Annotated in this window: 24 protein-coding genes and 1 tRNA gene; 7 read left to right on the top strand and 18 right to left on the bottom strand. The window is 71.9% G+C overall.

Features of this window, described 5'->3' with window-relative positions; genetic code table 11:
* Window positions 1-10 precede the first annotated feature (10 nt).
* The 6 genes from Csp2054_RS14580 to Csp2054_RS14605 all read right to left on the bottom strand — a co-directional run bounded on the left by Csp2054_RS14580 (window position 11) and on the right by Csp2054_RS14605 (window position 7,730).
* Window positions 11-931: a carbohydrate ABC transporter permease gene (locus Csp2054_RS14580; protein WP_096900184.1), complete on the bottom strand. Its 921-nt coding sequence runs from the start codon at window positions 929-931 to the stop codon at window positions 11-13.
* The gene (locus Csp2054_RS14585) at window positions 924-1,892 is read right to left on the bottom strand and encodes a carbohydrate ABC transporter permease (RefSeq protein WP_096900185.1); all 969 of its coding nucleotides are present in this window, start codon (window positions 1,890-1,892) and stop codon (window positions 924-926) included. Before Csp2054_RS14585 ends, Csp2054_RS14580 begins: the two co-directional genes overlap by 8 nt.
* Before the next feature lie 108 nt (window positions 1,893-2,000).
* Window positions 2,001-3,239 carry an ABC transporter substrate-binding protein gene (locus tag Csp2054_RS14590; protein WP_255252765.1) on the bottom strand — a complete coding sequence of 413 codons (1,239 nt, stop codon included), beginning with the start codon at window positions 3,237-3,239 and terminating at the stop codon, window positions 2,001-2,003.
* Between the two features lie 50 nt (window positions 3,240-3,289).
* On the bottom strand, window positions 3,290-4,633 hold the full coding sequence (locus tag Csp2054_RS14595; protein WP_096900187.1) for an enolase C-terminal domain-like protein: 1,344 nt from the start codon (window positions 4,631-4,633) through the stop codon (window positions 3,290-3,292).
* 204 nt (window positions 4,634-4,837) lie between these two features.
* Window positions 4,838-5,503 (bottom strand): TetR/AcrR family transcriptional regulator, encoded by a 666-nt coding sequence (locus Csp2054_RS14600; RefSeq protein ID WP_096900188.1) that lies wholly within the window; start codon window positions 5,501-5,503, stop codon window positions 4,838-4,840.
* A 58-nt stretch (window positions 5,504-5,561) separates the two neighbouring features.
* Window positions 5,562-7,730 carry an MDR family MFS transporter gene (locus Csp2054_RS14605; protein ID WP_176491738.1) on the bottom strand — a complete coding sequence of 723 codons (2,169 nt, stop codon included), beginning with the start codon at window positions 7,728-7,730 and terminating at the stop codon, window positions 5,562-5,564.
* 260 nt (window positions 7,731-7,990) lie between these two features.
* Here Csp2054_RS14605 and Csp2054_RS14610 point away from each other — a divergent pair, with 260 nt between their 5' ends.
* The 3 genes from Csp2054_RS14610 to Csp2054_RS14620 all read left to right on the top strand — a co-directional run bounded on the left by Csp2054_RS14610 (window position 7,991) and on the right by Csp2054_RS14620 (window position 10,157).
* The gene (locus tag Csp2054_RS14610) at window positions 7,991-8,653 is read left to right on the top strand and encodes a GntR family transcriptional regulator (RefSeq protein WP_096900189.1); all 663 of its coding nucleotides are present in this window, start codon (window positions 7,991-7,993) and stop codon (window positions 8,651-8,653) included.
* A gap of 26 nt (window positions 8,654-8,679) precedes the next feature.
* On the top strand, window positions 8,680-9,612 hold the full coding sequence (locus Csp2054_RS14615) for a phosphotransferase (protein WP_141399284.1): 933 nt from the start codon (window positions 8,680-8,682) through the stop codon (window positions 9,610-9,612).
* Between the two features lie 155 nt (window positions 9,613-9,767).
* On the top strand, window positions 9,768-10,157 hold the full coding sequence (locus Csp2054_RS14620; RefSeq protein WP_096900191.1) for a hypothetical protein: 390 nt from the start codon (window positions 9,768-9,770) through the stop codon (window positions 10,155-10,157).
* Window positions 10,158-10,169: 12 nt separating this feature from the next.
* On the opposite strand, the gene Csp2054_RS14625 is transcribed toward Csp2054_RS14620, so the two are convergent.
* The 6 genes from Csp2054_RS14625 to Csp2054_RS14650 all read right to left on the bottom strand — a co-directional run bounded on the left by Csp2054_RS14625 (window position 10,170) and on the right by Csp2054_RS14650 (window position 16,836).
* On the bottom strand, window positions 10,170-11,618 hold the full coding sequence (locus tag Csp2054_RS14625) for a flotillin family protein (protein WP_096900192.1): 1,449 nt from the start codon (window positions 11,616-11,618) through the stop codon (window positions 10,170-10,172).
* Window positions 11,619-11,790: 172 nt separating this feature from the next.
* On the bottom strand, window positions 11,791-12,627 hold the full coding sequence (gene nadE / locus Csp2054_RS14630; protein WP_096900193.1) for an ammonia-dependent NAD(+) synthetase: 837 nt from the start codon (window positions 12,625-12,627) through the stop codon (window positions 11,791-11,793).
* Window positions 12,628-12,652: 25 nt separating this feature from the next.
* Window positions 12,653-12,823, bottom strand: coding sequence for a hypothetical protein (locus Csp2054_RS18275; RefSeq protein WP_176491739.1), 171 nt, complete (start codon window positions 12,821-12,823; stop codon window positions 12,653-12,655).
* 158 nt (window positions 12,824-12,981) lie between these two features.
* Window positions 12,982-15,075, bottom strand: a complete 2,094-nt coding sequence (locus Csp2054_RS14640; RefSeq protein WP_096900195.1) for a choice-of-anchor G family protein — start codon at window positions 15,073-15,075, stop codon at window positions 12,982-12,984.
* A 444-nt stretch (window positions 15,076-15,519) separates the two neighbouring features.
* Window positions 15,520-16,188, bottom strand: a complete 669-nt coding sequence (locus Csp2054_RS14645) for a hypothetical protein (RefSeq protein WP_096900196.1) — start codon at window positions 16,186-16,188, stop codon at window positions 15,520-15,522.
* A 78-nt stretch (window positions 16,189-16,266) separates the two neighbouring features.
* Window positions 16,267-16,836, bottom strand: a complete 570-nt coding sequence (locus Csp2054_RS14650) for a TetR/AcrR family transcriptional regulator (protein WP_096900197.1) — start codon at window positions 16,834-16,836, stop codon at window positions 16,267-16,269.
* A 92-nt stretch (window positions 16,837-16,928) separates the two neighbouring features.
* Between Csp2054_RS14650 and Csp2054_RS14655 the strand changes: the two genes are divergently transcribed.
* On the top strand, window positions 16,929-17,951 hold the full coding sequence (locus Csp2054_RS14655; RefSeq protein ID WP_096900198.1) for an aldo/keto reductase: 1,023 nt from the start codon (window positions 16,929-16,931) through the stop codon (window positions 17,949-17,951).
* A gap of 24 nt (window positions 17,952-17,975) precedes the next feature.
* Here Csp2054_RS14655 and Csp2054_RS14660 read toward each other — a convergent pair.
* The 4 genes from Csp2054_RS14660 to Csp2054_RS14675 form a co-directional block, all read right to left on the bottom strand.
* Window positions 17,976-18,050 (bottom strand) — tRNA-Arg (locus Csp2054_RS14660).
* A 238-nt stretch (window positions 18,051-18,288) separates the two neighbouring features.
* Window positions 18,289-18,783: an HNH endonuclease gene (locus tag Csp2054_RS14665; RefSeq protein ID WP_096900199.1), complete on the bottom strand. Its 495-nt coding sequence runs from the start codon at window positions 18,781-18,783 to the stop codon at window positions 18,289-18,291.
* A gap of 375 nt (window positions 18,784-19,158) precedes the next feature.
* Entirely contained in the window at window positions 19,159-20,112 is a 954-nt protein-coding gene (locus Csp2054_RS18680) for a C40 family peptidase (RefSeq protein ID WP_096900200.1), read from the bottom strand.
* Window positions 20,113-20,354: 242 nt separating this feature from the next.
* Window positions 20,355-21,056, bottom strand: coding sequence for a metal-dependent transcriptional regulator (locus Csp2054_RS14675; RefSeq protein ID WP_096900201.1), 702 nt, complete (start codon window positions 21,054-21,056; stop codon window positions 20,355-20,357).
* A gap of 121 nt (window positions 21,057-21,177) precedes the next feature.
* Between Csp2054_RS14675 and serC the strand changes: the two genes are divergently transcribed.
* Window positions 21,178-22,296, top strand: a complete 1,119-nt coding sequence (serC, locus tag Csp2054_RS14680) for a phosphoserine transaminase (protein ID WP_096900202.1) — start codon at window positions 21,178-21,180, stop codon at window positions 22,294-22,296.
* Between the two features lie 105 nt (window positions 22,297-22,401).
* On the opposite strand, the gene Csp2054_RS14685 is transcribed toward serC, so the two are convergent.
* The gene (locus Csp2054_RS14685; protein WP_096900203.1) at window positions 22,402-23,097 is read right to left on the bottom strand and encodes a DUF3027 domain-containing protein; all 696 of its coding nucleotides are present in this window, start codon (window positions 23,095-23,097) and stop codon (window positions 22,402-22,404) included.
* The gene (locus Csp2054_RS14690) at window positions 23,097-23,474 is read right to left on the bottom strand and encodes a cold-shock protein (RefSeq protein ID WP_096900204.1); all 378 of its coding nucleotides are present in this window, start codon (window positions 23,472-23,474) and stop codon (window positions 23,097-23,099) included. Before Csp2054_RS14690 ends, Csp2054_RS14685 begins: the two co-directional genes overlap by 1 nt.
* A gap of 55 nt (window positions 23,475-23,529) precedes the next feature.
* Between Csp2054_RS14690 and Csp2054_RS14695 the strand changes: the two genes are divergently transcribed.
* Window positions 23,530-23,829, top strand: coding sequence for a hypothetical protein (locus Csp2054_RS14695; RefSeq protein WP_096900205.1), 300 nt, complete (start codon window positions 23,530-23,532; stop codon window positions 23,827-23,829).
* 31 nt (window positions 23,830-23,860) lie between these two features.
* Window positions 23,861-25,711: a helicase-associated domain-containing protein gene (locus Csp2054_RS14700; RefSeq protein ID WP_096900206.1), complete on the top strand. Its 1,851-nt coding sequence runs from the start codon at window positions 23,861-23,863 to the stop codon at window positions 25,709-25,711.
* Window positions 25,712-25,748 lie beyond the last annotated feature (37 nt).

The following is a 25,748-nucleotide window of genomic DNA, read 5'->3' on the forward strand; positions in this document are numbered from 1 at the left end:
ACGGGGTCGGCTACCGGCCGCCGAGACCGGATGTGACGATCCCCTTGACGAGGTGCTTCTGCAGCAGGACGAGGAGGATGACGGTCGGGAGCATCGAGATGACGGAGGCCGCCATCACGAGGTTCCACTCCGACCCCTGCTGCCCGAAGAACTGCTGCAGGCCGAGCGGGATGGTGCCGTGCGCGTTGACGTCGTTCACGACGACGAGGGGCCAGAGGAACGAGTTCCAGTACGAGATGAACGAGAACACCGCGAGGACGGCCATGGTCGGTCGGGCGAGCGGCATCATCACCGAGAAGAAGGTCCGGACCGGCCCGGCACCGTCGACGCGGGCGGCGTCGTCGAGCTCTTGCGGCACGGTGAGGAAGAACTGGCGGATGAGGAACGCGCCGAGCGCGGTGAACGCCCACGGCACGATGAGCGCCTGGAAGGTGTCCACCCAGCCGAGGCCCTGCATCATCACGTACATCGGGATGACGAGCACGTCCTGCGGGATCATCAGCGTGACCAGGAACAGCAGGAACACGGTGTTCCGGCCCCGCCAGCGCAGGCGGGAGAACGCGTACCCGGAGAGCACGGCGACGACGACGTTGATCGCGGTACCGGCAGCGGCCACGAAGATCCCGTTGAGGATGAACCGTGCGAACGGCAGGTACGTGAACGCCTGGACGTAGTTCTGCCACTCGATCGACCGCCCCCACAGGGTCGGCGGCGTCGTGAACACCTGGTCGGCGGGCTTGAGGCTCGTCGCCACCATGTAGACGAGCGGGGCGACGAACAGCAGCGCGACGAGGCAGAGCAGCGCGTAGCCGATCGCGTGCCGCACCCGGCCGGGCCGCGGTGCCGAGGCCGTCCGGGACACCGCGCGGGGGTTGACGGTGCGGTTGGAGGTCGTGAACCCGCCGGCGCGGGGTCGGGTCAGCTCACTCATAGTGCACCCAACGCTTCTGTCCGAGGAACTGGACGGCCGTGATCCCGAGGATGATGACGAAGAGCACCCACGCGCCGGCCGACGCGAGCCCGAGCTGCTGGTTCTGGAAGCCCGTGTTGTAGATGTACTGCACGAGGGTCTCCGTCGCCGTCCCGGGTCCGCCCTTGGTGAGGACGAACGGCTGGACGAACACCTGGAACGACGTGATCAGGGTCATCATCGTCGCGAAGAACACCGACGGCGAGATGAGCGGGAACTTGATCGCCCAGAACGTCTGCCACGCGTTCGCGCCGTCGAGCTGCGACGCCTCGATCTGGTTCTCCGGGACGGCGTCGAGGGCCGCGGAGAAGATGAGCATGTTGTACCCGAAGCCCTGCCAGACGCTCATCGCGACGATCGCCAGCATCGCCCAGTGCTCGTCGGCGAGGAAGTTCGGCGCCCCGACACCGACCGTGGAGCGGAGGCTCGCGTCGATCGCCCCGCCGGGCTGGTACAGCATCCGCCAGACCACGACGTTCGCGATGATCGGCGTGATCGTCGGGATGAAGAAGAGCACCCGGAAGACGTGCCGGCCGGCGATCCGCGGCGTCAGCCAGGCGGCGAGTCCGAGGGAGACGACCAGGTTGAGCGGGACGTACAGCACGACGAAGAGCGTCGTGTTGAGCGTGACCGTGCGGAACACCGGGTCGGAGAACAGCCGGGCGTAGTTCTCGATGCCGGCCCAGCTGCGCTCGCCGAGCATCGGCCAGTTCATGAAGCTGACCACGAGCGAAGCGAGGATCGGGAACGCCGTGAACGCGACGAGCCCGAGGGAGTGGGGTGCGGCGAACGCCGCGCCCCACCACGATCGTCGGCCGACGGCGCCCGGGGTGTCGTCACCCCGGCGGCGGGGTGTTGCCGCCCGGGTGGCGGTCGCCGTCGCGACGGCGGGTGCCGCGGGCGGGTCCTGGATGGTGGTCATGCGACGACCTCCTCGTCGTTCACGCGGTCCTGATCCGAGGGATGGGGCGGACGGGAGGCGGTGCTCGCGACGTGAGCACCGCCTCCAGTCCGGCGGTTGGTGCGCTGGCTACTGGGTTCCGAGCTGGCTCGCGATGGACGACATGGCCTCCTTGCCGGAGGTCTGGCCGTTCACCGCCTGCAGGGCGTACTGCGTGAAGAGCTGGGACAGCTGGTCGCTCTGCTTGTTCCCGAGGAGCGGCGACGACTTCGCCAGCGCCGCCTTGAGCGCGGTCTCGGCGCCGTCGATGCCGGCGCTGGAGTACCAGGCGCCCTGCGCCGCGGTGCGGGCGGGGAAGGCCCGGCCCTGCTCGGCGAGCGACGTCAGGACCTTCTCGCTGGTCATGGTCTCCACCGCCTTGAAGGCCTGCTCGGGGTACTTGCACTGCTTCGAGATGCCGAAGCCGGAACCCGCCGCGAACGTCGACGGACCCGAGGTGCCGGACGGGAGCGTCGTGACGCCGAGGTCGAACTTCACCTTGGCCTTCTGGCTGATGAGCGACCACGGCCCGTCGGTGTACATCGCGACCTTGCCGGAGGCGAAGTCGTTGCCGGGCTGGGACGTGTCGGACGACGCCTGGGTGGCGTAGCCGTCCTTGACCAGGCTGCCGAGCCAGTCGAGCCCCTTCGCGAAGTCGCCGTTCGTCGGGTCGAGCTCCCCCTTCGTCGTGACCACCCTGCCGCCGTTGTAGCCGTAGACCATCGACTCGAGGTTGAGGTCCCCGACCGTCGACCCGAACATGGTGTCGCCCTTGGCCTTGAGCGCGGCGCCGGTCTTCTCGAAGTCGTCGACCGTCCACCCGGGCTCCGGGTCGGACACCCCGGCCGCCTTGAGCATGTCCTTGTTGTAGAACATCATGATGGGCCCGGTGTCGTAGGGCAGACCGTAGAGCTTGCCGTCCACCTTCATGCCGTTCAACGCCGTGCTGTCGAAAGCGGAGAGGTCGAGGCCGGCCTTCTCGGCCAGGTCGTCGAGCGGCAGGAGCGAGGACGTGTAGTTCGCCGCACGCAGGGACTGCATGCTCACCACGCACTGCGCGCTCCCGCCGCTGAGCTGGGCGCTGAGCTTCGTGAAGTAGTTCTCGAACGGGGCGCCCTGGATCGTCAGGGTGATGCCGTCCTCGCTCTTGACCGTGTCGGCGACCTTCTGCCAGGCGGCCTGGTCCTCCTTGCCGGCGATCCACATGGACCAGGTGAGCGAGTCCTTCGATTGGCTGCCACCGGCGCTGCTGCCGGAGGAGCAGCCGGTGAGCACGAGGGCCGCGGCGGCCGCGGCCGCCATCCCCGCGATGAGTCGTCGTCGTTGCATCGGTGTCTCCACTCCGTCGTGGTGATCGGGATCGGGATCGGTCGGGTTCCTCAGGCGACGACCCGGGCGGTGTCGCGCACCGGGGAGCCCGGTGCCGTCGCCGCCCAGACCGGACCGTCGGGGTAGGTGTGGGTGTCGAGGGAGTCGGCGTGCATCTCGGTGCCGGCTCCCGGGGTGGTCGGCGGCCAGTAGCGGCCGTCGTGCACGTCGACCGGTGTCACGAAGTGCTCGTGCAGGTGGTCGACGAACTCGATGCAGCGAGTGTCGAGGTCACCGCTCAGGGCGACCGCGTCGAACATCGACAGGTGCTGGACGGCCTCGCACAGTCCCACTCCTCCGGCGTGCGGGCAGACCCGGACGCCGTGCTCGGCGGCGAGCAGCAGGATCGCGAGGTTCTCGTTGACACCGGCGACCCGGGTGGCGTCGATCTGCAGGACGCTCATGGCGTTCGCCTGGATCAGCTGCTTCGCCACCACCCGGTTCGCCATGTGCTCACCCGTCGCGACCGGGATCGGGGCGATCCGGCGGGCGATCTCGGCGTGCGCGAGCACGTCGTCGGGGCTGGTCGGCTCCTCGACCCAGGCGATGTCGAACGGGCGGAGCCGCTCCACCCAGGCCACGGCCTCGTCGACGTCCCAGCGCTGGTTCGCGTCAACGGCGATGCGGACGTCCGGGCCGACGGTGGCGCGCGCGAGAGCCGTGCGCCGAACGTCCTCGTCGACGTCCACGCCGACCTTCAGCTTGATCTGGGTGAACCCGTCGGCGACGGCCTCGCGGCACAGGCGCACGAGTTTGTCGTCGTCGTAGCCCAGCCAGCCGGGGGTCGTCGTGTACGCGGGGTACCCCTCGGCCTCGAGCCGTCGGCGTCGCTCGGCTCGGAGCGGCTCGGCGTCGCGGAGCAGCTGGAGGGCCCGTTCCGGCGTGATCGCGTCGGTGAGGTACCGGAAGTCGACGAGGTCGACGAGCTCCTCCGGGGTCATCTCGGCGAGGAGCGCCCAGAGCGGCTGTCCGGCGCGCTTGGCCTTGAGGTCCCACAGGGCGTTCACGACCGCGCCGATGGCCATGTGCATGACGCCCTTCTCCGGGCCGAGCCAGCGCAGCTGCGAGTCGTGCACGAGGCTCCGCCAGGTCGCGCCCATGTCGGCGAGGAGCGCCTCGGCGGAGTGTCCCACCACGTGGTCCCGGAGCGCCGCGATCGCCGCCTCCTGCACCTCGTTGCCGCGTCCGATCGTGAAGACGAAGGCGGCCCCGACGTGGGGCTCGAGTGCGTCGGTGGTGAGCTCCACGTACGCGGCGGAGTAGTCGGGTGCGGGGTTCATCGCGTCGGAGCCGTCGTGGTCCCGCGAGGTGGGGAAGCGGACGTCCCGGACGCGCAACCCGGTGATGCGGCTCATCGTGTCTCCTGCCCGTCCGGTCGTCGTCGACCGAACGAGCCCATCGAAACATCCGATGTCTCTTGCGTCAAGAGGCAATATGGTCCCGAAAGCGAACCATCAGGCATGGATTGGTCGGATGCATGCCCGAAGTCCGGAACGGACGGGAGGCGCGTGGCGGACCCGCCACGCGCCTCCCGTCCGACAGTCCCGGCCTCCGGCGTCTCAGACGGAACCGAGCCGGACCATCTCGCGGACCACCTGCCGCAGTCGCTCGGCCAGTTGCTGCCGGGAGTCCGTCGCGCTCCGGTGCACGGCCTCGATGACGGCGGCCATCACGAGGGTGACCGCGGTCCGTGCGTCGTCCGCCCCGGTGCGCTCGGACGCGACCGCGTGGACGGCGAGCCGGGTGTCGGCCATCCACTGGAGCATGGTCGGCACCAGCTCCGGCCGCGCGCGGACGAGGGCCTTCGCGCGGCGGTGGTCCTCGGGCAGGACGACCGTCCGCGCGACCAGGTCGCAGAGGTCCGCGACGATCGGTCCGTCCGCCGCGAGGAAGGCGGCTCGGGCGTCGTCCGGCACCGTCGGCGCCGGGAGCCCGAGCGCCGCGTGCCCCTTCGACGGGAAGTAGTTGAAGAACGTGCGCGACGACACCCCTGCACGCGCGCAGATCTCCTCGACGGTGGCGGCCAGGCCGTGCTCGGTGACGAGGTCGGCTGCCGCCTCGTGGATCGCCTGCCAGGTCCGCTGCTTCTTGCGTTCGCGCAGACCGGCCTCGGCCGGCGTGCTGGCCTCATGCGGCGTGCTGGCCTCGTGCGCTGCCTGCGCACCGGTCGCTGCTGCGCGGCCGGTCACCGCTGCGCGGCCGGTCACTGTTGCTGTGCTGCTCATGCGTTGCTCCGGGTCGTGGCGGGGCCTCCCACCGGGTTGGTGGGAGGCCCCGGTCGCCCTAGTCGCCCGAGCGACCACGCTGGACGGAGACGGATCCGGTGCTCGGCGCGGTGGGCGAGCCCATCGTGTCGGCGGCGGCGACGGCCTGCACCTCGAGGTCGTCGGCGGTGCCGGCGGAGTCGGCCTGCTCCTGCAGCGCCGAGCTCTTCCGCAGCGGCGGCGCCTTGAAGAACCAGCTCAGCACGAAGGCGAGCAGGATGACCCCGAAGCCGACCCAGTACACCGTCACGGCGGACGCGTTGAACCCGGTCATGAACGGCCGCGTCAGCGCAGCGTCGGCACCGTTGAGGTACGACGTGTCGCTCGTCTCCGAGCTGGCCCCGGACGTGCCGGAGTCGGCCTGCTTCGCGATCTGCTTCGACAGGGTGGGGGTGAGCTGGTCCACCCAGTACGAGCGCTGCGACGCGTCGGACCAGTCGACGGACACGGTGCCGTCCGTGCCGACCGTGGCGTGGGCCTTGTCCGCGACGGCGGCCAGGGCCTGCTGCTCGGCGGCCGGGGTGGCGGCGGCGACCTGCTGGTCGATCACCGTCTGCGCGGCGGCGGCGGGCACGGCTCCGGCGGCGACCTGCTGCTGCACGGCAGCGGTCACCTGCTCCGTGACCGCGGCGTCGGCGGCCTGCTTCGCCTGCGCGGCCGCGTCGTCCAGCTGCGACTGCACCTTCTGCTCGATGGGACGCACGATCGGGTTCCAGATCTGCTCCATGACCCCCTGGTTCGCCTTGGCCGAGGCGACCGTCGGGTTGAGCGCCGCGTCGAGCGCCCCGTTCAGGTTCGCCTTGTCCGCGGTCGCGTGCAGGATGTTCGTCGGCATGATCGAGAACAGCACGGAGAGCAGGACGGCCGTGCCGAGCGTCCCGCCGATCTGCCGGAAGAACGTCGCGGACGAGGTCGCGACCCCCATGTCCCGGGGCTGCACGGAGTTCTGCGACGCCAGGGTGATGCTCTGCATGAGCTGGCCGAGGCCGAGGCCGATCAGGAACATGCCGATCATGAGGAACCAGAGCGGCTTGTCGATGGTCATGAACGTCAGGACGACGTAGCCGAGGGACACGAGCGCCGTGCCGATCACCGGGAAGATCCGGTACCGGCCGGTGCGGGCGACGATCTGCCCCGAGGCGATCGAGGCGATCATGAGCCCGCCGATCATCGGCAGGGTCGCGAAGCCGGACTCGGTCGGGGTGAGCCCGGTGACGATCTGCAGGTACAGCGGGATGGTCAGCATGGCGCCGAACATCGCGAACCCGACGAGGAACCCGAGCAGGGTCGCCATCGAGAAGACGCCCGAGCGGAACAGCTTGAGCGGGATGATCGCGTCGTCCCGCATGAGCGACTCGACGACCAGGAACGCGACGAGCCCCAGCGCGCCGACGACGTAGCAGGCGATCGCGGCCGGCGAGCCCCAGCCCCACGTCCGGCCCTGCTCGGCCACGAGCAGCAGCGGCACGAGCGTCACGATGACCGAGGTCGCTCCCCACCAGTCGATGCGCGGCTTCGCCTTGGCGTCACCGAACTTCGGCAGGTGCAGGAACGCGATGACCATGACCAGCGCGCCGACACCGATCGGCACGTTTACCAGGAAGACCCAGCGCCACCCGGTGATCCAGAGGATCTGGTCCGCACCGGAGAACAAGCCGCCGATGAGCGGGCCGATGACACTCGAGATGCCGAACACCGCCAGGAAGTACCCCTGGTACTTGGCTCGCTCACGGGGCGCGAGGATGTCGCCCATGATCGCCAGCGGCAGCGACATGAGCGCGCCGGCACCGATGCCCTGGAACGCCCGGAAGGCGGCGAGCATGATCATCGACGTCGACAGCGTGGACAGCAGCGAGCCGAGGATGAACACCGCGATGCCGAAGATGTACAGCGGCCGACGGCCGAAGACGTCGGAGAGCTTGCCGTAGATCGGCGTGGTGATCGTCGAGGCGATGAGGTACGCGGTCGTGACCCAGGCCTGCTGGTCGAGCCCGTGCAGGTCGTCGCCGATCGTGCGGATCGCCGTCCCGACGATGGTCTGGTCGAGCGACGAGAGGAACATGCCGGCCATCAGGCCGTAGATGACGAGGAGGATCTGGCGGTGGGTCATGACCGGCTTCGCCGGCTGGGCGGCCGGGACTGCCGGGCGCCCCCGCTGCACCTCGACCGGTGCGGTGGCTGTGGACATGCGGATTCCTTACGGGGATGAGGGTCGGTTCCGTCGGTGGCGAGGGACGCCGAGTCGTCGGTGCCCACGGCTTCGATGAGCCGCGAGGAGGAGCGCCGACGCTGGCGGGTCAACCTTGCAGACGCTGCAACTTTACACCGCCAGCAGGTTTACGCGCAACGCAACGTTGCCGTCCCTGCAGGTTCCCTCAGCGTCCTCGGGTGAGCGTGGCGGTAGTCCGTGGTGTGCGGTATTCTGACATGTCAACCCGAGGAGGAACCGTGCCCGTACCCAAGACCGACAGCCCCGCCGCTCGCGCCCTCCTCCGGGACCAAGCCGCGGCGAAGCTCCGCGCCGCCATCCTCGACGGCACACTCGAGGCCGGCGAACGCCTGCACGACGACCAACTGATCGCCTGGCTCGGCGTCTCGCGGACCCCGATCCGCGAAGCGCTCGCGGCACTCACGACCGAGGGGCTCGTGGAGATGGTGCCGAACCGGTACACCCGCGTCGCGGTGCCCCGACCCGAGGAGGTGCTCGACGCCCTCCGCGCGCTCGGGGTCCTGATCGGCGGGGTCGTCCGGTTGACGGTCCCGGTCATGAGCGACGCCGCGGTCGAGACCACGCGCCGCCGGCTCGACGCCGAGGTCGAACGACTGCGGCACGGCGGTACGGCCCGGGTGGTGCTGACCGTCGACGGCGCCTACCACGCCTGGCTCGACCTCTGTCCGAACCCGACCCTCGCGCAGCCCGCCCGGCACGTGATCGACGGACTGGCCTACCGACTCCGGGTGGACAGCGTCGGGGAGCTCATCCCCGTCACGCACCTCCTCGAGCACTTCCCCCGCTTCCGCGACGCCGTGGTCCAGCGGGACCCGGTGGCCGCCGAACTCGTGATCGAGACCATCCACATGCTCGACACGGCGACGCCGGCCTCCGCCTGACGGGTCACGTCGGCTACGGTGCCGACATGGGGCGGATCAGCTGGGCCGAGGTACCAACGACGTTGCGCGCGCGGGTCGAACAGGTGCTCGGCGGCCCCGTCGTCGCGGCGGCGTCGCAGGCGTCTGGCTGGTCCCCGGGCAGCGCCGACCGGATCCGCACCGCGACCGGAGAGCGCGCGTTCGTCAAGGCCCTCTCGCGGGGGCGGAACGAGGACGGGTTCCGGATGCACCGCCGCGAGGCGCGGGTCATGGCCGCGATCCCCGTCGGCGTGCAGGCTCCGCGGCTCCTCGCGGCGTTCGACGAACAGCACGACGGCGACGACTGGGCCGCCCTCGTGCTCGACGACGTCGACGGCCGCCACCCGACCGCAGCGGACCTCCCGGCCGTGCTCGATGCACTCGACACCCTGCCCGTCGCCCCCGCCGACCTGAACGGGCTCCCCCGCGTGGCCGACGAGCTCCGCGACGAGTTCGCCGCCTGGGACCGGATGCTCGCGGACGGGCTCCCCGACGTGCTGCCGCCCGAGGTCGCCGCCGTCGCGACCCGGTTCGCCGAGACGGCGCGCGGGAGCGGTGACCGTGTGGACGGCGACCACCTCGTGCACGTCGACTGCCGGGCCGACAACCTGATCGTCGACGACGCCGGGACGGTCTGGATCGTCGACTGGCCCTGGGCTGCGATCGGCGCGCACTGGCTCGACCCACTCACCTACCTGCTCGACAGCCTCGTGCGCGGCGACGACGTGGACGTGGAACACCACCTGGCGACGCACCCGGTGTTCGCCGGACTCGACCCCGCGACGGCGGACGCCGTGCTCGCCGGCCTCGCGGGACTCTTCTTCGAGAAGGCCGCGCTGCCGTCGCCGCCGAACATGCCGACGATCCGGGCGTTCCAGCGGAGCGAGGGCGTCGCCGCGGCGGAGTGGCTGCTCCGCCGCTGGGCTGCCCGCGCCGACTGACCCCGGCCCTGCTCCGGAGGTCGTGGTCGGGTGCCCGTGCGCCGGCGGTCGTGGTCGGGCGCCCCTGCGCCACCGGTCGTGGTCGGGCGTTCGTGCCGGGACGGAGGGGGACAACCCCTCAGCCTGGTCGGCCGTCGGGGCGTACCGTCTCCCGCATGACCGATGAGCACGCAACTCCCCGTCCGGAAGACGACGCCGCGCGACTCGGCCTGGTGGTCGTCGGCGAGGCCGCAGCACTGCAGTCCGGTGACGACGCCGCCCTCGACGCGAGCGAGCAGAACATCCACGACACGGTCGACGACCTGGTCGACGAACCGCTGACGCCCCGGCAGGAGGAGGTCGTCGAACGGCTCGCCTCTGCCGGTGGCACGCTGACCGCCGGACTCAGCGGCGCCCTCGCAGCTTCGACGGACCGGAGCGTCGAGGACGTCCTCGGTGGTGCGGCGCGGAGCATCGTGTGGCAGCAGCGACTCACCCAGGAGCGGGAGGACGCCGGCGGGCAGCAGTCGGGAACCTCCGACGGCGACGAGCACCGCGAGTCCTGACCCGCCGCGGGGTCACTCCGCTTCGACCCGCTCCTGCTCGCGGGCGACCGCCCGAGCCGCAGCCTGGCCCGTCGTGGTGCTCTTGACGATGTCGCTCAGCGTGAACCCTGCCGTCGTGCCGAGCAGGGCGTCGACCTCGCTGAACTGACTGACGACGCTCTTCGACAGCGATCCCGCTCCGTCCGAGGACACCACGGTCAACTGGTCGATGTTGCTCATCGGGGCGGCGAGCTCCCGCGCGATGCTGGGCAACGTCTCGATGGCCTTCACCCGCAGCACCGCCTCAGAGTGCTGGGCGAGCGCATCCGCCTGGGCCTTCGTGGCGTCCGCCTCGGCCTGACCCTTGGCACGGATCGCATCGGCCGCGGCCTCGCCCTCGGCACGGGACGCGTCGGCAGCCAACTTGCGGGCATCGGCCTCGGCGTGGGCTTCGGCGGCGACCGCCTCCGCCGCGATGCGACGGGCCTCGGCCTGGGCACGGGCCGTCTCGACCTGGGCGGCCGCGGCGGCCTCCGCTTCGAGCCGGGTCTTGCGGGCGTTCGCCTCGGCCACGGCCGTGACCTCGGACTCGAGCTCGGCTCGGCGCAGTTCGGCACGCTTCTGTGCCGTCAGCTGCTCCTGCTCCACGACGCCCTGCGCCGCGCGGGCGTGGGCGAGCGGCCCCGCCGCCGCGGCCTCGGCCGAGGCACGGTCGGAGTCCAGCTGGAGGGCAGCACGGCGGATGGCCAGCGCGTTCTCGGCCTCGGCGATCGCCTGGTCGGCACGGGCTCGGGCCTCGCGCGCTTCGCGGTCGGCCTGCGCCTCAGCGTTCTCAGCCTCGAGCCGGACACGCGCGCGCTCGGCACGACCGAGGTCGCTGATGTACTCGTTGCGGTCCGAGATCCCCTTGATCTCGAACGAGTCGACGTCGAGGCCCTGGCTGTGCAGGGCGTCCTTCGCGACGTCGAGGACCGCCACGGTGAGCTGGTCGCGGTTCCGGATGATCGTCGACACGTCGGTCGCACCGATCGACGCGCGCAGCGAGCCCGACAGGACCTCGCGCGCGAAGTCGTCGATCTTCTTCTCCTGGCCGAGGAACCGCTGTGCGGCCGCCCGGATCGACGCGTCGGTCTCGCCCACCTTGACGAGCGCCACTGCCTCGACGTCGATCGTGACGCCGCGGGAGTCCTGCGCGTTCACGTTGATGTCGATCGCCCGCGAGCTGAGGGACAGCTTCGCGACCCGCTCGAAGAACGGCCGCACGAGCACGCCCGCACCCAGCACGACCTTGATGCCGGACTCGACGGTCTCGGTGCCGTCGGCGTTCTTGACCTTGCGCGACCGCTTGCCGGTGATGATGAGCGCCTCGTCCGCCCCGGCGTTGCGGTAGACGGCCTTGGCGTAGACGAGCACGACCACCGCGAGGACGATGATCCCCAGGATGACGAGCGGCACCGCGCCGAGTGCGAACAGGATCTCCATGACGTTCCCCCTCCGACCCCGGCGATCGACCGGGATTCCGTACCTGATGTTCCGTGTCCGAGCCTAGCGCTCGCCACCGACGGTGGCGCGTGCACCGCCGGGGGCGCTGGAGGACGGACGGGAGGCGCGGTGCCAGCCGGCACCGCGCCTCCCGTCCGTCAGGTGGTCGCGGCTAGCGCGCGTCGACGGTGGCGCGCCACCAGTCGTCGAAGGGGGTCGCCGGCACCGCGCGCTTGTGCGCGGTCGCCCGGTACCGGGACTCGATCGCCTCGGCGACCTCGTCCGGGACGTCGTGTCCCTGCAGGTAGGCGTCGATCTCGGCGTAGGTCAGGCCGAGGTTCGCCTCGTCGGTCTGGCCGGGGAGGTCGTCGAGCAGGTCGGCGGTCGGCGCCTTCTCGTAGAGCCGTGCCGGTGCGCCGAGGTGCCCGAGGACCTGGCGGCCCTGGCTCTTCGTCAAGCCGGTCAGCGGCGTGAGGTCCACACCGCCGTCCCCGTACTTGGTGAAGAAGCCGGTGACCGCCTCGGCCGCGTGGTCGGTCCCGACGACGAGCAGTCCGCGCTGCCCGGCGACGGCGTACTGGGCGACCATGCGCATCCGGGCCTTGACGTTGCCCTTGACGAAGTCGCTCAGCTCCACGCCGGACGCCAGCGTGTCCTGCACGACGCCGTCGACACCGTGCTCGATGTTCACGGTGATGCCGGGCTCGGCGCCGATGAACTGCAGGGCGAGCTGCGCATCGTCCTCGTCCGCCTGGACCCGGTACGGCATGCGCACGGTCGTGAAGGTGACGTCGTGGCCGTCGGCTCGGAGGGACTCGACGGCGAGCTGGGTGAGCTTGCCGGCGAGGGTGGAGTCCTGGCCGCCACTGATCGCGAGGAGGTACCCCTTCGCGCCGGTGGTCAGCAGGTAGTCGCGCAGGAACCCGACCCGGCGGTCGATCTCCTGCTGCGGGTCGATGGTGGGCTGGACGTCGAGGTCCGCCGCGATCTGGGCTTGGAGTTCACGCACGCTGCCAGTATCCCCCCGACGGCCGTCAGCGCGCTGGTGCCGGGTGGGAGGGGTGGATGGTGTTGTCGTGGTCCGCACCGATCGCGCAGGTGCAGACGACCCCGAGCGTCTCGCCGGGCGTCCGGGTGAGCCGGAACCGTTCGATGTGCGGCGGGCCGACGTGTCGGTCGAGCGGGTGGGTGTCGTGGTCGTGCACGGCGCTCCTCGTGGTGGTCTGGTCGAACGGGCCGGGGTGCCGGTGCGGTGGTGACCCGATCACCACCGCACCGACGCCGGGCGCGGGACGCGGTGGCCCGAACGCACCGCGTCCCGTGCGGGGCGGGCGCCGGTCCGCACGACCGGCGCCCGCCCGGGTCAGGCGCGACGGAGGCGTCGCGCCAGGAGGGTGCTGCCGCCCGCGGCGAGCAGGAGCCCCGCGAGGACGATCAGCGGCAGGAACTCGGCGCCGGTGTAGGCGAGGGAGCCACCGGCGGCGTTCACACCGGTCCCGGTGCCGACCGTGCCGGCGTCGCCGTTGCCGGCTCCGCCACCGGCGCCACCGCCGTTGCCGTCACCCGGGGTGCCGTCGCCCGGGGTGCCCGGGCCCGTGGTGAGCGGGTCGGTCGGGTCGACCGGGGCCGCGACGACCGCGAAGGTGACGGAGTCCGGTTCGCTGGTCAGCCCGCCGATCGTCTCGACCGCGACGGCTTCGTGGTCCCCGACGGCGACGTCCGGGAACGTGACGGTCCAGGTGCCGTCGTCGCCCGTGGTCGTCGTCTGCGCCCCGGCGTCGTCACCGTCGAGCGTGACGGTCACGTCCGAACCCGGTTCCGCCGTGCCGGACACCGGGGTGTCGGTGGTGTCGTCGGCCGCCGGGACGGTGGTGCTGCTGCCGTCCTCCGGGTCGGTGATCACGACGCCGGCGAAGGCGTCGGCCTGCACCGTGGCGGTGGCCAGGTCGACCGTGGCGAGGTCCGCCGCCGGCACGAGCTCGAGCCGGACCGCCCGGACCGTGGTGGCCCCGGTGGCGTCGCCGTCCGCGTCGCTGAACGACGGGTCGGTCTGCGAGTTGATCGTGATCGACACGAGCTGGTTGAGCGTGTCGAGCAGCGGGTCGAGCGCCGTGACGACGCCCTCCAGCGTGTCGACGAGCGCGGTGAGGGTGTCGGCGAGGAAGTCCTCCGGGACGGCGCCGCCGACGACGGTGGTCAGCGCGGGCAGGAGCGCCGTGTCGACGACGGTCTGGAGTCCGGCCGTGACGCCGAGCGTGTCGAGGGCCGCGAGTGCCCCGGTCCCGGTGATCGTGACGTCCGGGTCGGTCGTCGAGGTGCCGAGGAGCTGTCCGAGCGTCGTGTCGACGGTGATGTCGAGACCGGCGTCGGCGAGCACGACCGTGGCGTCCGTGCTGACGTCCACCGAGACCGTCGCGGCGTCGAGTGCGTCGGTCAGCGCGGTGGTCAGGAGCGCGGGCACCTGGTTCTCCAGGATGTCGGCGATCGACTCCTCGATCTGCGCGTTGATCGTGTCGCTCGCGAGCAGGCGCGTGTTCGGCGCGAGGTCGTTGAGCGTGTAGAGGTCGGCGAGGTCGATCGCGACGGTGCCGGTCGACAGGTCGATCGTCACCGCTCCGGAGGTCAGCGGAGCCGCGGTCACGGAGGACACCGCCTGCGCGAGGTCGACGTCCGCGGTGACGGTCGCCGTCGTGTCGCCGACGGCGATGCCCGGGACGACACCCAGCGCGTTCCCGAGCCCGTCGGCGACCGCGCCGGTCAGACCAGCGGTCACCTCGTCGGCACTGAGCGCGGCCTCGAGCGTGGTGCTCGACGCGTCGAGCGTCGCGTCGAGCTGGCCGACCAGGGCCGCCACGGCGGGGCTCACGACGGAGACGTCCGCGCTCGCCACCTGGTAGTCGGTCGAGACGTCGGAGCCGGTGAAGGTCCGCGTCGCCTCGGCGCGTGCCGAGAGGGCGCCGAGGTCGACCGAGGCGTCGCTGACGACACCGCCGAGGTCGAGCCCGTCGATCAGGGGCGTCAGGTCGATGCTCGCTCCGGGCCCGGGCGCTCCGACCTGGACGGCGCCGTCGCCGGTGATCGCCCCGGCGGAGGCCACGGCCCCCGTGGTCGACGACGCCGAGTACTGGCCGGCGACACCGACGTCGACCAGGCCGTTCGACCCGAGCAGCTGGACCCCGTTCGTGGCGGTGACGCCCAGGGTGTCGAGGACGGTCAGGTCGAGCGGGTTCGACCCGCCGTCGTCCGCGCCGGCCGGAGCGGTGGCGGCGTACGACCCGGCGAGCGCCGCGACGGCGTCGAGGTCGACGGTGCCGCTGCCCGCGAGCAGCCGGCCCTCGGCCTGGGTGACGTCGCCCGCGGCGGCGTTCGCGGGGAGTGCGGCCCCTCCGATGATGACCGCGGCGACGGTCGCCGTGGCGCCCGCGCGCAGCGCGAAGCGTGTTGCTGTGGATGGCATTGTGCCTCTTCCTCCGGCGGATCCCTCCGCCGCTGATCCCTCCCCGGATGGTTGGTCCGGGGATCCGACGAGACCGCTGGTGAGGCGGTCCCGGAGTCACGTGTGCGCGTCGAGCTGCGCGCGGACGGGCTATCCGGAGCGATCACCCCCGGCAGCGAGAGGCCGGGCACCGGCGCACGCACGAGGGCGCACGGTGTACGCGATCGTCGTGTCGCAGTGGTGCATCCTGATCCCCCTCGGGTCCGCACGACACCCCTGTCGTGCTGAGGACGAGCGGTTGGTGAGGCCGCTTCCTGAACAACCTACAAGGCGACCGCCGTGCACTGGCGATACCCCCCTTCGGGGGGCCGCGCAGAACCGGCGGAGGGGAGCGCGGTGTCCACAGGGCGGTCGGGAGGCGCGGGGCGGCGCCGCCACGCGCCTCCCGTCCGGAGCGCTGTCCCGTCAGCGCAACGGCGGCAGGGTGACCACCGAGACGCCGACCGCAGCGGCGACGTCGCGCACCCGCTGGTGGAGTTCGTCGCCGTGCAGGTGCTTCGGGAACCCGAACACGACCCGGTAGGCCGGGATGTCGTACCAGACCGGTGCCTGCTGCGCGCCGGCGAGCACGCGGATGGCGTCGACCCGGCCGGAGGCGAACCGTCCGACCGCCTTGGCGTCACCGCTCGCGACGGACACGACGACCTCGCGCGGGATGCCGAGGAGGAGCGTCGGGGTGGATCCGCCGCTGTACAGGCCGATGCCCTGCCCGTCCGCGACGAGGGTCCCGTAGCCGCGTCGGGGGACGGCGGTGCGGGGCAGCCCGAGCGCGCCCGCGACCCAGTCGACCTGCGTGCCGAGGTCCTTTCCCAGTCGGACGGGCACCAGGAGCGCGCCGGGGTGCTGCGTCGCGAGCGCGGCCTCACGTCGGCGGCTGTGGGCGTGCTGGGCGAGGTTCACCGCCTCGACGATCGCGAAGCCGAGCGCGGCGAAGCCGATGAGGCTGAGCACGATGCCGCCGGTCGACATGCCCTCCTCGTGCTCGCGGTAGGCCAGGAGACCGAAGCGCAGGACGAGGTAGGCGGCGAGGACGATCAGGCCGATCGTGCCCCCGCGGCGACGGTTGTTCCCCATGGCGGCAGCCTAGGGCGTGGGTCGCCGGGGCCGCGGGATGCTGCACGGTCCCTCAGCGACGCGCGACCGGTGTCGGCGTCAGGACCGGACGCGGAGCCCGTCGAGCAGCAGCCGCACCATCGGGCTCGGCGATCCGTCGGTGGACGGTGCACGGTGGCTGAGGTCCCCGATCGCCTGCAGGAGCTCGATCTCGTCGACGCCGTCCCGGACGACCCCGGCCGCCGCCGCGTCGTCGAGGAGCCGCCGGAGCACGTGGCCGAGCCGGTCCGTGAAGTACGCCGGCAGCGGCGCGAACGCAGGGTCGCCCGAGTGCAGGGCGGCCGACAGCCCCTGCTTGGTCGAGACGAACCGGGTGAACCGCGTGACCCACCGGTCGAGTGCCTCGCCGGGCGGGAACGCGGCGGACAGTCGGTCGGCCTCCGCCGCGGTGTCGTCGATCTCCGACGTGAAGACCGCGGCGACGAGGTCGGCGCGCTGCGGGAAGTGGCGGTACAGGGTGGCCACGCCGACACCGGCCTCGGCGGCGACCTCGCGGACCGGGGCGTCGACCCCGGACCGCGCGAAGACGGTCCGCGCCGCGGTGAGGATCGCGTCGGTGTTCTGCTCGGCGTCGGCGCGGCGGCGGCGGGGTGCGGCGGCATTCGGCATGGAGAACCCCCTTGCGCAAACGGAACATTGTTCCGTATCGTCTCGGTCAGTAGCGGAACAACGTTCCGGAAACAAGCCTACAGGAGGCCCTCATGCAGTACCGCACCCTCGGCCGGACCGGCATCAAGGTCACGCCGTACGCCCTCGGCGCCATGATGCTCGGCTCGTTCGGCAACCCCGACCGGAAGGAAGGGATCCGGATCATCCACCGCGCGCTGGACGCCGGCATCAACTTCGTCGACACCGCCGACCGGTACGGCGACTCGGAGGAGGTCGTCGGGGAAGCGCTCGCGGGCCGGCGCGACCAGGTCGTCCTCGCGACGAAGTTCCACGGGCCGGTCGACGACGACGTGAACCACCGAGGAGCCTCGCGGCGGTGGATCGTCGAGGCGGTCGAGCGGTCGCTCCGGAACCTCCGCACGGACCACATCGACCTCTACCAGCTGCACCGGCCCGACCCCGACACGGACATCGACGAAACGCTCTCCGCACTCACCGACCTCGTCCGGCAGGGCAAGGTCCGCGCGATCGGCAGCTCGTCGATGCGCGGCTCGGAGATCGTCGAGGCGCAGTGGGTGTCCGACCGCCGGGGCTTCGAGCGGTTCCGGACCGAGCAGCCGAACTACTCGATCCTCGACCGGGAGATCGAACGGGAGATCCTCCCCGTCACGCAGCGGTACGGGATGGGGACCCTCGTCTACAGCCCGCTCGCCGGGGGAACCCTCACCGGGCGGTACCGCGCGGGAGCGGCGAACGACGAGTTCCGGGCCGGCACCGGCATGCGGCACTTCCGCGACGCACGCCGGCTCGCCGCGACCGAGCAGCTCATCGCCCTCGCGGACGAGACGGGGATCCGGCTGACGCACCTCGCGATGGCGTTCACGATCGCACACCCGGGGGTGACCTCGGCGATCGCGGGACCGCGGACGATGGAGCAGCTCGAGGACACGCTCGCCGGGGTCGACGTCCGTCTCGACGACGACGTGCTCGACCGGATCGACGCGATCGTGCCGCCGGGCGAGAGCGTCGGCGCGATGGACATGGTGTACCGCGGGCCGGAGGTCGGGGATCCTGCGATGCGCCGCCGACCCGTGGGTGAACGGGCGGCGGCCTGACGCTGACCCTGACACTGGTGCTGGTGGTGCCCCTGGAGGGACTCGAACCCCCAACCGTTTCCTTAGGACGGAACTGCTCTTCCATTGAGCTACAGAGGCTGGCGCCACCACTCTAGCGGCAGCGAGCACGAGGACGTTCCGACCCATCGCACGCGCAGTAGGAAGCCGGATCGCTCGTGGTCAGCCGGAAGTTCCGACCTCCTACGAGCGATTCCGCCAACCACGAGCGATCCGGCCGACCACGAGCGATCCGGTCACCGAGCGCGGGGCGGACGGGAGGCGCGGTGCCGGGCCGCACCGCGCCTCCCGTCCGCTGCTGCGCCAGCGGCACCGGCCGCTACGCGGCCACGAGGAACTCGTCCCAGTCCGCCTGCGGCCGCTCGATCCCCCGGACGACCCAGGCGGCACCGTGGGGCGCCTTCGGGCGGAAGCGGAGCCGCCAGCCCATCTCCTGCGGCGTCCGGTCGCCCTTCGTGTTGTTGCAGGCGAGGCAACAGGCGACGAGGTTCTCCCACGAGTCCTCACCGCCGCGGGAGCGGGGCTGCACGTGGTCGATCGTGGTGGCGTGCCGGTCGCAGTAGGCACAGCGGTTCCCGTCACGGCGGAGCACCCCGCGACGGGACACCGGCACGAGTCTCGAGTGCGGGATGCGCACGTACCGGGTCAGGATGATGACGGACGGACGGTCGTAGCTCGACGTCGACCCGGTGACCGGGTGGTCGAGGTCGGCGGCGACGATGGCGGCCTTCTGGTTCATGACCAGCACGAGGGCCCGTCGGAACGAGATCACCGCGAGGGGCTCGTAACCGGCGTTGAGGACGAGAGTGCGCATGGGTTCCCTTCCGACGTGCCTGGACGGCTTCCAGGCGGTGCGGGCGCATCGGTCCACGACGTCGCGCAGGTGACCACCGCTCGCGCGAACGTCCCCGGAACCACGAAGAGCACCACCCGGATGGGCAGTGCTCTCGTCATGACGGGGCGTGCTCGTGCACGCACGCGGTGGTCGTCCATATGTCGACGTGCGCGCGCCGACCCGTGGTGCGGGTCGTGCGGAACGCTGACATGTGGACTCCCTGCTCGCAGCCGAAGGGCCGGTGCAGCGCCAGGATACGTCGGAAACCGGCCCGACACGAGGGTGAACGGACCGGTTCCGGCGATGTTCACGGGATCGACGCCCGTGTGACGCCCTGAACGGGCGCCGAGCGGCTCAGATGCCGAAGCGGACGATGTGGTAGTCGCTCGTCCAGATCGGGCGGATCGAGACGGAGCCACCGGGCTTCGGGGCGTCCATGATCATGCCGTTGCCCATGTAGAAGCCGTCGTGCGCCTCGTTGTTGAAGATCACGACGTCGCCGGGCTGTGCCTGGGACAGCGGGATGGTGGTGCCGGCCTGGTCCTGCAGCGGCACCGAGTGCGCGAGGTTGATGCCGTACTGGGCGTACACGAACATCACGTAGCCCGAGCAGTCGAAGCCGGACGGGTCCGCGCCGCCGAAGACGTAGGGCGTGCCGATGTACTGCTTCGCGGTCGCGACGACGGCCGGGAGCGAGAACGGCGTGTTCGCGGCGGTCGAGCTCGCGACGTAGTCGGCAGCGGAGGGGCCCGAGTAGGACGCGTACTGCGATGCCGTCGCGGCGCGGGCGGCCTGGGTGGCGGCGGCCTGCTCGGCTTCCTTCGCGGCGGCCTCCTTCGCCGCCTGCGCTGCCGCCTTCTGCGCGGCCTGGGCGTCGAGCGTCGACTGGGCGGTCGCGCCGTAGCCGTCGCGGCTCGTGCCGGCGAGCGCCACGGCGTCGGAGACGGAGAAGTTCTGCTCCTGGGAGGCGCGGAGCTGGCGCTGGGCGTCGGCTGCGGCGGTGGCCGAGGGCTGGGTCGACGCGAAGGCCGCCGGGACCGCCATGGTGCCGAACATGCCGGCGGCGACGGTCAGCACCAGCGGAGCCAGGAGCCGACGCTTGCGGGCCGACGAGCTGGCCTTTGCACGCTCGGCACGCTCCGCCGCCTGGGCAGCGCGTCGGCCACCGGCGAGCGGCGCGGTCTTGACCGACTGCGGGGCAGCGGTGCGGAGGGAACGTCGGGTCGCGATCGCGTCGGTGGTGGTCGACTTCGCGGTGTTCGTCGGGTTCGCGGTCTGGTCGTCCGCGGCGGAACCGTTCAGCGTCAAGGGTGGGATCTCCGGCGCCTCGTCACCACCGCCCGGTCCCCCGCCAGGTGCAGGAGGTCGAGCCGTGGAACCCCATCCGTTCGTCATCGTTTCCGATCGAGGCAGGAGACGGGTTCGAGACGTCCTGCCACGGGTCCTCGGGTTCGGTGTCGGCCCGGGGACTCGTCGAGTGTACGTGTCCGTCGTTACCTTGTCGAGATGAAACGGCCCGTTCGTAACGAAACGGTAAAGGAGCGGGCCGGTCAGCCCGCGGCGCGCTCGATGTACACGTGCTGCGCGACCTCGGTCGGGAGTTCGATCCCGGCGTCCTCGCCGTCGACCCGGACGGCCACGTAGGCGCCGGCGCGCTGCACCCGCGCGAGCCGACCCGGCATCACGCCGGCGGTCCGCAGCTGGTGGAGGAGCTCGGGCTCGAACTGCACCGGTTCCCCGAGGCGGCGGATCGTGCCGCTCGCCACGGCGTCGGTGCCCTCGGTGGCGGCGACGATGTTCTCCACGCCGTCGAGGAACCCCGCCGCCGTCGGCCCGCCGATCTCGGCCAGGCCGGGGATCGGGTTGCCGTACGGCGACTCCGTCGGGTTGCCGAGCATCTCGAGCAGTCGGACCTCGACCTGCTCGCTCATCACGTGCTCCCAGCGGCAGGCTTCGTCGTGGACGAACGCCCAGTCGAGTCCGATGACGTCGGAGAGCAGGCGCTCGGCGAGTCGGTGCTTGCGCATGACGTGGGTCGCCCGGGAGCGCCCCTCCGTCGTGAGCTCGAGGTGGCGGTCGCCGGACACGACGACGAGGCCGTCGCGCTCCATCCGGGCGATGGTCTGCGAGACCGTGGGGCCGGAGTGGCCGAGGCGCTCCGAGATGCGGGCGCGCAGCGGGACGATCCCCTCTTCCTCGAGGTCGAGGATCGTGCGGAGGTACATCTCCGTGGTGTCGACGAGATCGGTCACGGTCCGCCTCTCCTGTCCGGTGCCAGCGCGCCCACCCTACTTGTTCGCGGTGACAGGGAACGACCGACACTTGCACGACGCAAGGGACGGGCGTGGGATACCACCCCGGTAGGATCGGGCCATGGCAGACATCGTCATCCCCGCCGACCTCCTCCCCACCGACGGCCGCTTCGGGTGCGGCCCGTCCAAGATCCGTGGCGCGCAGCTCGAGTCCCTCGTGACGCGCGGGGCGACGATCCTCGGCACGTCCCACCGCCAGAAGCCCGTCAAGGACCTCGTCGGCAGCGTCCGGCAGGGCATCGCCGACCTCTTCCAGGTGCCGGACGGCTACGAGGTCGTCCTCGGCAACGGCGGTTCGACCGCGTTCTGGGACGCCGCCGCGTTCGGGCTCGTCGAGCGACGGGCGGAGAACCTGTCCTTCGGCGAGTTCGGCTCGAAGTTCGCGAAGGCCACCGCGGCGCCCTGGCTCGAGGCCCCGCACGTCGTCGAGGCGCCCGGGGGCTCGCTCGCCGCACTCGAGCCGGTCGAGGGGGTCGACGTCTACGCGTACCCGCACAACGAGACCTCGACCGGCGTCATGGCCCCGGTCGTCCGTGCCGCCGGTGACGCCGGCGCGCTGACGGTGGTCGACGCCACCAGTGCCGCCGGCGGTGCGGCGTTCGACGTCGCCGCGACCGACGTCTACTACTTCGCCCCGCAGAAGAACTTCGCCTCGGACGGCGGGCTCTGGCTCGCGCTGTTCTCCCCCGCCGCGATCGAGCGCGTCGAGCGCATCGCGGCGTCCGACCGGTACGTGCCGGAGTTCCTGTCCCTCAAGAACGCGGTCGACAACTCGCGGCTCGACCAGACGCTGAACACCCCGGCGCTCGCGACGCTCCTGCTCCTCGACGACCAGGTCCGCTGGATCAACGAGTCGGGCGGCATCGCCTGGGCGGACGCGCGGACGAAGCAGTCCTCCGCCACGATCTACGACTGGGCGGAGTCGGTGGACTACGCGACCCCGTTCGTGACCGACCCCGCGCACCGGTCCCAGGTCGTCGCGACGATCGACCTCGACGACGCGATCGACGCCCGGGCCGTGGCCGCGACGCTCCGCGCGAACGGGATCGTCGACACCGAGCCGTACCGGAAGCTCGGCCGCAACCAGCTCCGCATCGCGACGTTCACCGCGATCGAGCCGAGCGACGTGGCGCAGCTGGTCCGGGCCGTCGACTTCGTGGTGGGCGAGCTGACGCGCTGACGCGCGTTCCGCGGACGGGAGGCGCGGTGCCAGCTGGCACCGCGCCTCCTGTGTGTCGGCGGTCGCGCTGTGCGTCCGCGGTCGCGCTGCGTGCGCGCCGTCGCGTCAGGACCGGTGGTGGTCCGGGTCCGTCTCGCCCGGGTCGAGCCGATCGACCTCGAGGTCGTCGTCCGGGTCGACGGGGCGCACCCGCGGTGTCCGACGCCGTCGGCGCGCCGGGGCCTCGGGCTCCGGCTCCTCGTCCGCGTCGTCGTCCGCGTCTTCGTCGTCGTCCGCGTCCTCGTCGTCCGCGTCGTCGAGTTCGTCGACGTCGACACCGTCGATGTCGTCGTCGTCCGAGGCGTTCAGGTCGTCCTCGTCCGCGTCGAACTCGTCATCGTCGTCGTCGGACTCGTCGTCGTCGGCCTCGTCGTCGTCCGGGTCGTCGTAGTCGGCGTCCTCGTCGTCGTCCGACTCGTCGTCGTCCTCGTCGTCATCGTCGTCGGACGCGTCGCCGTCCTCGCCCTCCTGCGCCGCGCGGTACTCCGCGAGCCGCTCGGACCACGGCACCCACTCGGGCGCGACGAGCGAGCCGTCGCCGGGCATGAGTTCGACCTCGAGCACCGTCGGGTCGTCGTCGCCGATCTTCGCCACCGACACCGTCCACCGCCACCCGGGGTAGCCGGGCATCCGGTTCGCGAACCGCAGGGACACGACGCCGTCGACCTCGTCCACCGCGTCGACGTAGCCGCCGACCGTGTCGTCCGGCGTGACCTCGAGCAGCGCGGCCCTGGCCAGCTGCTCGTACTCGTGCGCGGCCATCAGGCGTCCAGCTGGTCGGCGACGTGGCGGAGGATCGCGGCGATCCGCGTGCCGTTCTTCGGGTACCGGCCGTGCCGGAGGTCCCCGCTGATCCGGTCGAGCTCCTTCACGAGGTCCTCGACGATCACGGCCATGTCGTCCGCGGAGCGACGGGACATCTTCGCGAGCGACGGCTGCGGGTCGAGGAGCCGCACGGACAGCGCCTGCGAGCCCTTCTTCCCCTGGACGACGCCGTACTCGAGCCGGGAGCCGGCCTTGACGGTGGTCACGCCGTCGGGCAGCGAGGACGCGTGCAGGAAGACCTGGTCGCCGTCGTCTCCGGTGATGAACCCGAACCCCTTCTGGTCGTCGTAGAACTTGACCTTGCCGGTGGGCATGCGTGGACTCCTCGTGGTCGTGGAACGGCCGTGGTGCGTCGGATATCCTGGGTCGATGGCCAAGCCGACCCGTCCCACCGAGGACCCCCGCGAATCCGCGGAGCCCTCGGTGACGTTCAATCGTACCGAACGCGTCCTCGCGTCCATGGTCGGCGGCATCATCGTCCTCGGACTGCTGTGCTTCGTCGCCATGATCATCATGTGGCTGACCGCCCCCGGTGCCGCCGGGTCGATGCCCTGGCCGGTCGTCATGGCGATCCCGCTCTTCGGGTTCCCGATCGGCATGGTCCTGCTCTTCGTGCTCCTCGGCATCATCTGGACGCGCCGGGCCCGCGAGAACCGAGCGTCTCGCTGAGGACGGCGACCGGACGACGAGCGGCAGGACGATGACGACCACCGCCGACCTGGCCACCCGCCTGCGGGCGATGCCCGACGACGCGCTCGAACGGCTCGTCGTCGCCCGACGGCTGCCCGCCGCGGCGCTGGCGGAGAGCGGACCGCAGCACGTGGCCGACTTCTTCGACCTCGCCGAGGCGCTCCGCACGGACGACGCGGTGGACGCGGCCGTCGAGCACCTGCCCCGCGCCGCGCTCCTCGCACTGCGCGCCGCCACGGGTGACGTCGACGCAGCCGGAGCGGTCCCGCCGACCGCGGACACCCGCGCGGCGCTGGCCCCCGCGGTCGCGCTCGGCCTCGCCGACGAGGACGGCCACGTCGACGACGCGGTGGCGGCCCGGCTCGCCGCCCACCCCGACCTCGCCGACCTGACCGGGCAGCCGGGAGGCGCGCCACCGGCCCGCCCCGCCGCTCCCGTCGACGACGAGACGGCCGCCCAGACCGGCGCCGAACAGGCCTTCGAGACGATGACGGTCCTCGCCGAGCTGTTGCGCGCAGTGCAGGACGGCGACGTCCGGGAACTCGTCAAGGGCGGGATCGGGACGCCCCTGGCGCGGACGCTCGGGGAACGCGTCGGCGCCCCCGCCGAGGCGGTCCCGGACCGGCTGGCGCTCCTCCGCCGCACCGGGTTCGCCGCGCTCGAACAGGGCACCTGGAGCGTGACGGACGCCGGGTCGACCTGGCTGGCTGCGGACTGGCCGGACCGCTGGAGCACGCTCGTGGCGACGTGGTCGGCGGCGCTGGACCCCGCGGTGCACGAGGTCCTCGCGCTCGCCGGCACCGACTGGGGCGACCTGCTCACCCTCGGGCGGTGGGCGTACCCGGCGGGCGCCCGGTGGCTCGACGCGGAGCTGCTCGAGGTCGCGGGGACGGCCGCGGCCCTCGGGATCGTGGTGGACGGCCGGGTCACGACGACCGGGAACGCGCTGCTGGCCGGAGCCGTGGACGACGGGGACGCTGACGCCGGCTCACGCGACGCCGGCTCACTCGACGCCCGCTCCCTGGCCGCCCGGGACCTGCCGGACACCGTGCCGGGCGTCTACCTGCAGCACGACCTGACGATCATCGCCCCGGGTCCGCTCTCGCCGGCCGACGACGAGGCGCTCCGTTCCGTCGCCACGCTCGAGGCGCCGGGGCTCGCCGCACGCTACCGGGTCTCCGAGGACTCGCTCGGACGGGCGTTCCGGGACGGTCTCGACCGCGACGCCGTCACCGCGCTCTTCGACCGGCTCTCGGTCACCGGGGTGCCGCAGCCGCTGTCGTACCTCGTCGACCAGGTCGCCGAGCGCGTGGGGTCGATCGTGGTCGACCTCGCCCCGGCCGGCACCGGCTCCGTCGTCCGCGGCACCGCCGACCAGCTCGACCTGATCGGCGTCGACGCCGAGCTCCGGCAGCTCGGGTGGGAGCGGCCCGAGCTGACCGTCCTCGCGACGCGCTACCCGGTCCAGGTCGTGCACTCGGCCCTGCGCGAGGCGCGCTACCCGGCCGTCCTGACGGCCGCAGCCCAGGCGACGGTGGCGGCCGTGCCTCCCGTCCGACGCGCGACCGCGGGTCGCGACCCGCGTGCGGCGGCGCGCGCGCTCGTGGAGCGGCTCCGGCTGACGACCGAACGCGCCGAGGGCGAGCCCGAGCAGGAGTGGCTCGGGCGGCAGATCGACCTCGCCGTCCGCGGACGCACGCCGATCCGTCTGACGGTGCGGATGCCGGACGGGTCGGAACGGCCGTTCTCGATCGTCCCGACGTCGGTCGCCGCCGGACGGGTGCGGGGCAAGGACACCACGGTCGACGTCGAACGCACGCTGCCACTCTCCCTCGTCGTGGCTGTGGAGAGCGAGGCGTGATCCACAGCCCGGGCGGAGCGCAGGGTGAGCGCCTAGG

The sequence above is a fragment of the Curtobacterium sp. 'Ferrero' genome (assembly GCF_002412165.1).
Lineage (GTDB): Bacteria > Actinomycetota > Actinomycetes > Actinomycetales > Microbacteriaceae > Curtobacterium.

Excerpts from the sequence above, each read along its gene's own strand:
- Csp2054_RS14580 (WP_096900184.1), bottom strand. The coding sequence starts at position 931 with ATGAGTGAGCTGACCCGACCCCGCGCCGGCGGGTTCACGACCTCCAAC.
- Csp2054_RS14585 (WP_096900185.1), bottom strand. The coding sequence starts at position 1,892 with ATGACCACCATCCAGGACCCGCCCGCGGCACCCGCCGTCGCGACGGCG.
- Csp2054_RS14590 (WP_255252765.1), bottom strand. The coding sequence starts at position 3,239 with ATGCAACGACGACGACTCATCGCGGGGATGGCGGCCGCGGCCGCCGCG.
- Csp2054_RS14595 (WP_096900187.1), bottom strand. The coding sequence starts at position 4,633 with ATGAGCCGCATCACCGGGTTGCGCGTCCGGGACGTCCGCTTCCCCACC.
- Csp2054_RS14600 (WP_096900188.1), bottom strand. The coding sequence starts at position 5,503 with ATGAGCAGCACAGCAACAGTGACCGGCCGCGCAGCGGTGACCGGCCGC.
- Csp2054_RS14605 (WP_176491738.1), bottom strand. The coding sequence starts at position 7,730 with ATGTCCACAGCCACCGCACCGGTCGAGGTGCAGCGGGGGCGCCCGGCA.
- Csp2054_RS14615 (WP_141399284.1), top strand. The coding sequence starts at position 8,680 with ATGGGGCGGATCAGCTGGGCCGAGGTACCAACGACGTTGCGCGCGCGG.
- Csp2054_RS14620 (WP_096900191.1), top strand. The coding sequence starts at position 9,768 with ATGACCGATGAGCACGCAACTCCCCGTCCGGAAGACGACGCCGCGCGA.
- Csp2054_RS14625 (WP_096900192.1), bottom strand. The coding sequence starts at position 11,618 with ATGGAGATCCTGTTCGCACTCGGCGCGGTGCCGCTCGTCATCCTGGGG.
- Csp2054_RS14640 (WP_096900195.1), bottom strand. The coding sequence starts at position 15,075 with ATGCCATCCACAGCAACACGCTTCGCGCTGCGCGCGGGCGCCACGGCG.
- Csp2054_RS14645 (WP_096900196.1), bottom strand. The coding sequence starts at position 16,188 with ATGGGGAACAACCGTCGCCGCGGGGGCACGATCGGCCTGATCGTCCTC.
- Csp2054_RS14650 (WP_096900197.1), bottom strand. The coding sequence starts at position 16,836 with ATGCCGAATGCCGCCGCACCCCGCCGCCGCCGCGCCGACGCCGAGCAG.
- Csp2054_RS14655 (WP_096900198.1), top strand. The coding sequence starts at position 16,929 with ATGCAGTACCGCACCCTCGGCCGGACCGGCATCAAGGTCACGCCGTAC.
- Csp2054_RS14665 (WP_096900199.1), bottom strand. The coding sequence starts at position 18,783 with ATGCGCACTCTCGTCCTCAACGCCGGTTACGAGCCCCTCGCGGTGATC.
- serC (WP_096900202.1), top strand. The coding sequence starts at position 21,178 with ATGGCAGACATCGTCATCCCCGCCGACCTCCTCCCCACCGACGGCCGC.
- Csp2054_RS14685 (WP_096900203.1), bottom strand. The coding sequence starts at position 23,097 with ATGGCCGCGCACGAGTACGAGCAGCTGGCCAGGGCCGCGCTGCTCGAG.
- Csp2054_RS14690 (WP_096900204.1), bottom strand. The coding sequence starts at position 23,474 with ATGCCCACCGGCAAGGTCAAGTTCTACGACGACCAGAAGGGGTTCGGG.
- Csp2054_RS14695 (WP_096900205.1), top strand. The coding sequence starts at position 23,530 with ATGGCCAAGCCGACCCGTCCCACCGAGGACCCCCGCGAATCCGCGGAG.
- Csp2054_RS14700 (WP_096900206.1), top strand. The coding sequence starts at position 23,861 with ATGACGACCACCGCCGACCTGGCCACCCGCCTGCGGGCGATGCCCGAC.